Below are 7,062 nucleotides of genomic sequence, written 5' to 3' on the forward strand. Positions count from 1 at the left end.
TGATACTGGTTTGCAAAGAGGTCATTCTTAATGGCGCTGCGTTTCTTCATGGTGGTTAGCTCAGTAGACCAGCTTCCGATAACTTTATCAGCAAAATCAAACTCGGCTTAGGTTTTTCGAGGTGCCCTACAGTATATAAAGAGTTCTGAATACTTCTTTGATCTTCATAGAGTCTGAATAGGCTTTTATCTTCCACCCTCTTACCTGGTTGCCAACCCTCTACAACATCAAAACTAACCCCACCACTAAATAGTGTGGTTAAAGAGCCCATCTCTAAGCGAACACCTTGTGCCGATAGATCAAAAGCAATACCACTATCCCGCCAAAAACGAACATCCTCCGTTACTAGCCCATCATAAGGGGCATTAATAAAGAGTTGATAATGCATATTGCGGCTTTTAATATCAAACGAACTCGCTTCTACCGAACCGACTCGATAACCATGAAATAGCACTGGGGCGCCAGTATTTAATCTACCAGCCTGATCACTAGTCAAAATCACTCGAATACCTTTAGCATCAGGTGAAGCTAATGGCGGCGAACCCAATAAGTCAAATTTCTCAGCATGCTGTTCACTATTGCCAGGTTGTACTTCAATAAATACGCCAGAAAATAGCGTGCCTAAACCGGTTATTCCCTCTTTGCCAATAGCCGGTTTAACGATCCAGAATGCGGTATCTTTCTTTAATAAATCCCCCATGCCATCATTTAGACGTGCTTTAATAATTACACGCTTAAAGTTGTTATCAAGAGAAACTTTTTCCACCAAGCCTATATCAACACTACGACTTTTAAGTTTGGTTTTTCCCGCTTCAACACCTTCGGCATTATAGGTAATCAATGTCACTTCAGGGCCTAAATGGCTAAAATGGTAAATTAGGATCCAGGCACCAATAAAGATGGTGATAATTGGAATGATCCAAATCGGTGACCAGCTTTTTAGTTTACTGATCTTTGCTTTCATGTCAGTGTTATTTTTATTAGCCACCTTGCAACCCCTTTTCTAACCGAATTCTACTCTGCGATACAACATTACAGCGATCCCAAGTTAAACGCGGATCAAAAGTCATTGCCGCAAACATGGTTAAAATCACAACAGCAGCAAATAAAATCACCCCAAGTGCCGGAGAAACGCTCATTAATCGTCCCATTTGCACCAATGACGATAATACTGCAATCACAAAAACATCAATCATTGACCAACGTCCAACCCATTCAACAAGTTCATAAATAAAATGCATCCTCGCCGGATCCCGATTGCCATAACCTTTAGCATCAAAACATAACCAGCCTACTGCCACTATTTTTAAGCTAGGTACCATAATGCTAGCAATAAAAATAATAATGGCGACCGGATACGAACCATCACCCCATAACAAAATAACACCGGACATAATAGTAGAGTCTAGTCTACTACCTAATGTATTGGTGATCATAACAGGTAAAACGTTTGCTGGAATATAAAGGACTAATGAGGAGAGCAATAATGCCATGGTATTTTGTAAACTATTAGGCCGCCTAACATAGCCTTTGGTATGGCAACGAGGACAGTATTTACGCTCAGCTGGCAAAATGGCCATACAAATATGACAGGATCTGATGTTTTGACTAATACCACTTTTGCCTTCTTGCAGTGGGATCTCAAGCTTTGGCACTTCATCTATTTGCTGCCATAACCAATGTCTATCTAAACATTGAAATGCCCTGACCTGCAACAAACAAAAAAACAATAAGGAACAAAACTGATACTCAAAGTAATTTCACCATAGGCCATTAGTTTTACAAAACTAACCAGCACACCAGCTAGAAAAATTTCTACCATGCACCAGGTTTTCATTTGAAATAACGTCCTGGCAAGATTTATTTTTAACCAAAGCGGGAGATTAACTCGTTGACATAATAAAATAATGGCAATCATACAAAAAGCGGGTACAGCCACGACAAAAAGGAGAAAAAACCAGCCAAGACTAGCATAATTTACATCAAACATGGCATGAGCAATATTAAACAGTGAAATTTGACTTTCAATGCCCATGACACTCATTTTTACGTAAGGAAATAAACAGGCAATAAGCAACATCACTAATGCGCTAATCGCTATTGCAGTTGGTTGATTAGCTGGATACTTCCACTTAGCAGATAAAACAGTATGACAGCGTGGACAGCTGGCTTTAGTGCCTTGTTCTAAAACCGGTAATGCTACCAATAAATCACATTGCGGGCAAAGTATCTTATTATGACAACTTTCATTAAGATGATTATGAGAGCACAACTTTTCTCTCCTCTATACAGTCATAATGCCAAATTATTGGCTATCTTTAAGTGATTCTAATTCTTGCCAACGCTCGAATGTCATTTCCATTTCTGCTTCTTTCTCAGCTAATGCTTTTAATACTGATTCAGTAACGCTATGGGGCTGATTAAAAAATTCCGGCGCACTAACTTGAGATTGCAAGATGGCAATTTCAGCTTCTAACGCTTCTAACTGCAGCGGTAATTGTTCTAGTTCTCTTAATAAATGATAACTAATTTTATTACTTTTTCGTTTTGGCTGCTCTTTAGCTGTTTCCACTGCCGCAATATTGGCTTTACTAACAGTAGCATGCGATAAAGAAATTTTTTGTCTACGCTGCGCAGAGGCGTCATAAAAACCACCCACATACCGCTCAACTTTACCATGATCTTCAAACATCCAGCACTCAGTTAAGGTATTATCAACAAATTGACGATCATGGCTAACCAATAATACTGTCCCTTTATAACTATCAACGAGCTCTTCCAATAGTTCAAGTGTTTCAATATCTAAATCATTAGTCGGTTCATCAAGGATCAACAAATTACTGGGTTTTAAAAACAAACGTGCCAATAATAATCGATTTTTCTCTCCACCTGAAAGAGCTCGCACCGGTGTCATGGCCCGTTTAGGATGAAACAAGAAATCTTGTAAATAACCAAGCACATGACGCGGCTGTCCATTAACCATTACTTCCTGTTTACCTTCAGCTAAATTATCCATCACCGTTTTATCGGGATCTAGCGTCATTCTATGTTGATCAAAATAAGAAATCTCAAGTTTGGTACCGCGGTAAATATTACCGCTATCCGCCTCAAGTTGTCCTAACATCAACTTGAGTAATGTTGTCTTGCCGCAGCCATTAGGCCCGATTAAGGCTATTTTATCACCACGTTGCACTTGGACACTAAAATTATCAATTAATACTTTATTGCCAATGCAATAATTAACATTTTCAAGCTCAAACACTAGCTTGCCTGAACGACTTGCATCGGAAACCTGCATCTTCGCCGTCCCCATTACCTCGCGTCGCTCAGAACGTGCTAGCCGTAAGGATTTTAATGCTCTGACTCTGCCTTCATTACGAGTACGCCGGGCTTTTATTCCCTGGCGGATCCAAACTTCTTCCTGTGCCAATTTACGATCAAACTCAGCATTCTGCTGCTCTTCTACCCGTAATGCTTCTTCTTTATTGATCAGATAATCGTCATAATCGCCCGGCCAGGAAGCTAATTTACCCCGATCAAGATCAATGATGCGAGTTGCCATATGGCGAATAAAAGAGCGATCATGGGAGACAAACACGATACTACCCTGAAAATCTTTTAGAAAATTTTCTAACCATAAGATGGTATCAATATCTAAATGATTGGTCGGTTCATCAAGAAAAAGAACCCGTGGCCCACAGACTAAAGCACGCGCCAATGCAGCCTTGCGTAACCAACCGCCGGACAATGCAGATAACGGACTGTCAGCTGGCAGCTGCAATTGCTTAATCACATCATTAATTTGTGTATCGAGTAACCACAAATTATCGCGATCTAATACCTCCTGCAATTCAGCTAACTTATTAAGATTCTTTTCACTGGGATCTTGTTCGACCATTTTTGCTATTTTATGAAAAGATTTAATATAATTTGCCTGCTCTTTAGCACCTTCAACGACAAAATCAAAAACAGTACCACCGATATAACGCGGTGGATCTTGCTGTAAACGAGCAACCTGCAGATCCTGCTGATAAACGACCTGACCATCATCAAGCGGTTGTTCTTTGGTCAATACGCGCATTAGGGTTGATTTGCCGGCACCATTACGACCAACCAAACAAACCCTTTCATTATCTTCAATATGCAACTCTGTATTATCTAATAACGGCGCATCACTAAAAGCCAGATAGGCAGATGACATATTAATTAATGACATAAATTACTTTTCCTCATCTGCATGACCAATCAACCAGCAGTTATGGATCTGGCGATTACGTGTAAAATCAAGTGAAATGGTTTGCTGAGTGATTTCCTTGGCAGTTAATCCTAATTGAGTAATGCCTGACATATCCATTTTAAAACCACGCTTATTATTAAATACCACTGTACCGCCGGGACGCAGCAAGCGCTTAATCTGCATCATCAAGTTGATATGATCACGTTGCACATCAAAGGTGGCATTCATTCGTTTTGAATTGGAGAAAGTGGGAGGATCAATGAAAATCAAATCAAATTTTTCTGTCGTCTGCGCTAACCAAGCTAAACAATCAGCCTGAATCAGCCGATGCTGCTGACCGGTTAATTTATTGGTCTGTAAATTTTTTTCTGCCCATTCTAAATAGGTACGCGACATATCAACACTGGTGGTTGAACGAGCACCACCGAGACCCGCATGTACCGATGCCGATGCCGTGTAAGCAAACAGATTCAAGAAATCTTTTCCTTTACTCATATTCGCTAACATTTTACGCACCAAACGATGATCTAAAAACAATCCTGTATCCAAATAATCGGTCAAATTTACCCATAATTGGGCATTATACTCATGTACTAATAAAAACTTACCCTGCTGGGATAATTTCTCATATTGTTGTTTACCGGCTTGTCGCTGGCGTGTTTTTAATACCAATTGGCTGGAAGTTAATGCCAATACCTGCATGGTTGCACTGATCACATCAAACAAACGTTGTTTAGCTTTATGGCTATCTATACTTTTGGGCGGCGCATACTCTTGAATAACAATATGTTCGCCATAACGATCAACTGCAACATTATATTCAGGTAAGTCAGCATCATAAATGCGATAACAATCAATCCCCTGTTGTTTGGCCCATTTATTAAGTTTTTTCTCATTTTTTTTCAGCCTGTTAGCAAAATCTTCGCCAACCATGCTATGGCTGCCAACCGTTTTAGCGGATAACAGATAATTTTTCTGAATGCAATTTAACGGTCCATTTTTGGCTTTAAACTCACGTTCGGCTCGCAGCCCTAAGCAATCTAATAGTTCTGGCGAACCACTAAATAGCGATAAACGCCAGCCTGGAAACTGATTTTTTAATACTCGGCCTAAGAGACTGTAAAGCGGGATTAAAGCAGGTTCACTTTCCAAACGCTCACCATAGGGTGGATTGCTAGTGATAAACCCCTGTTGAGAAAATGTAAATGGATTCTCCAATTTAGCCGCATCACCAGGTTGGAAATTTATTAAAGAGTAAACACCGGCTTGTTTAGCATTCTTTTTGGCTATTTTCAAAATGTGGCGATCAATATCTAAGCCATAGAAAAGCGCAGGCGCTTGCTCGATCCCCGTCTGAAACCGTTTTTCTGCTTCAGCAATTACAGCAGCCCAAAGCGTTGGATTATAACCCGACCAGCATTGAAATCCCCAAAATTGACGCGCTAAACCAGGTGCACGATCACAGGCCATCATTGCAGCTTCAATTAATAATGTGCCGGAACCACACATAGGATCGACCATTGGCAAACCAGGCTGCCAACCTGAGCGTAAAACAATGGCAGCCGCTAAATTCTCTTTGATAGGCGCTTGCCCTGCTAAACTACGATATCCACGGATATGGAGCGGATCACCGCTTAAATCCAACGATATGGTGGCGTTATCTTTATATAAATGGACATTAACCCGTATATCGGGTTGCTGTTTGGCAATGTTGGGCCGTTTATTCATTTTACGCGTAAAGCTGTCCACAATAGCGTCTTTCACCCGTAAAGCCCCATATTGGCTATTGCGGATAACTTGGTTAGTTCCATTAAAATAAACGGCAAAAGTATCATTTACGGTAAACAAATCCGGCCAATCAATTGTCTGTGCTGCAAGGTAGAGATCCATATCATTAAAAACCTGGCAGCTAGCTAAGGGTAATAAAATCCTCGATGCTAAACGACTCCATAACAGACTCAAATACATGCCACGTTCGTCAACTTGAAAATGCACGCCACCCTGAGCAATATGACAATATTTTGCTCCTAATGCCTCCAGTTCACTTTTAAGTAATTCTTCCAGTCCAAATGCCGTAGTAGCAAACAGAGCTCTCATATCGTTGTCACCTAAATAAAAAATTGCTGCACATTATAGCTAACTCTGCGCACATATCATAAAGTTACTAGCAAAATTATCGCGCTTAAACAGGAGTTAAGAATGATCCGGTTATCTCGTCTTTATATCCATCCAGTTAAATCAATGAAAGGCATTCGTTTGTCACAAGCTTATGCAGAAAATAGTGGCCTGGTTTTCGATCGCTATTTTATGGTTACCAATGATCAAGGTGGGTTTATTACTGAGCGGCAATATCCACAAATGCTGTTATTTAAGTCAATAATACTTGAAAATGGCATTCAAATACAGGCACCCGATAAGCAAACAGCAACTATTTTATATAAAGACTTTATTAACCATCCCTTACCAACTGAAGTGTGGGGCAATCATTTTACCGCGTTTGCCGCACCAGCGAAGATTAATCAATGGCTGTCGCAATATTTTAATTCTGCTGTTCAATTAAGGTGGTTAGGTAAAATACCCAGCCGCCGAATAAAAAAATTTCCAGCTATCCCTCTCTCATTTGCTGATGGCTATCCTTACCTTGTTATTAATCAAGCCTCATTTAAAGCGCTTCAAAAACAATGCCCATCTGATATTAACACGAGTTTCGCAGTCTCTAAAAAAGAAGTATAAATTTAAAAACAAGAAAAAATCAGGATGTTCATATTTTGTCCGGTTATCCATGCATTAAAGATATCTATAAAATATTCTTGCAAGTAAGCAGT

General features: G+C 40.0%; 2 protein-coding genes and 3 pseudogenes. 1 reads left to right on the forward strand and 4 read right to left on the reverse strand.

Going from position 1 to position 7,062, the window contains the following annotated elements:
* Positions 1–130: 130 nt before the first annotated feature.
* The 4 genes and pseudogenes from CBG25_RS11760 to rlmKL all read right to left on the reverse strand — a co-directional run.
* A pseudogene (locus CBG25_RS11760) lies at positions 131–964 on the reverse strand (MlaD family protein); the annotation flags it as partial.
* Positions 965–980: 16 nt separating this feature from the next.
* Positions 981–2,272: pseudogene (pqiA, locus tag CBG25_RS11765) on the reverse strand (membrane integrity-associated transporter subunit PqiA).
* Positions 2,273–2,305: 33 nt separating this feature from the next.
* Entirely contained in the window at positions 2,306–4,216 is a 1,911-nt protein-coding gene (locus tag CBG25_RS11770) for an ABC transporter ATP-binding protein (protein WP_290606818.1), read from the reverse strand.
* 3 nt (positions 4,217–4,219) lie between these two features.
* Positions 4,220–6,334, reverse strand: coding sequence for a bifunctional 23S rRNA (guanine(2069)-N(7))-methyltransferase RlmK/23S rRNA (guanine(2445)-N(2))-methyltransferase RlmL (gene rlmKL, locus CBG25_RS11775; protein ID WP_290606821.1), 2,115 nt, complete (start codon positions 6,332–6,334; stop codon positions 4,220–4,222).
* A 102-nt stretch (positions 6,335–6,436) separates the two neighbouring features.
* On the opposite strand from rlmKL, the pseudogene CBG25_RS11780 reads away from it, so the two are divergent.
* Positions 6,437–6,925: pseudogene (locus CBG25_RS11780) on the forward strand (MOSC N-terminal beta barrel domain-containing protein); the annotation flags it as partial.
* Between the last annotated feature and the right edge of the window lie 137 nt (positions 6,926–7,062).

The sequence above is a fragment of the Arsenophonus sp. ENCA genome (genome assembly GCF_002287155.1).
GTDB lineage: Bacteria > Pseudomonadota > Gammaproteobacteria > Enterobacterales > Enterobacteriaceae > Arsenophonus > Arsenophonus nilaparvatae.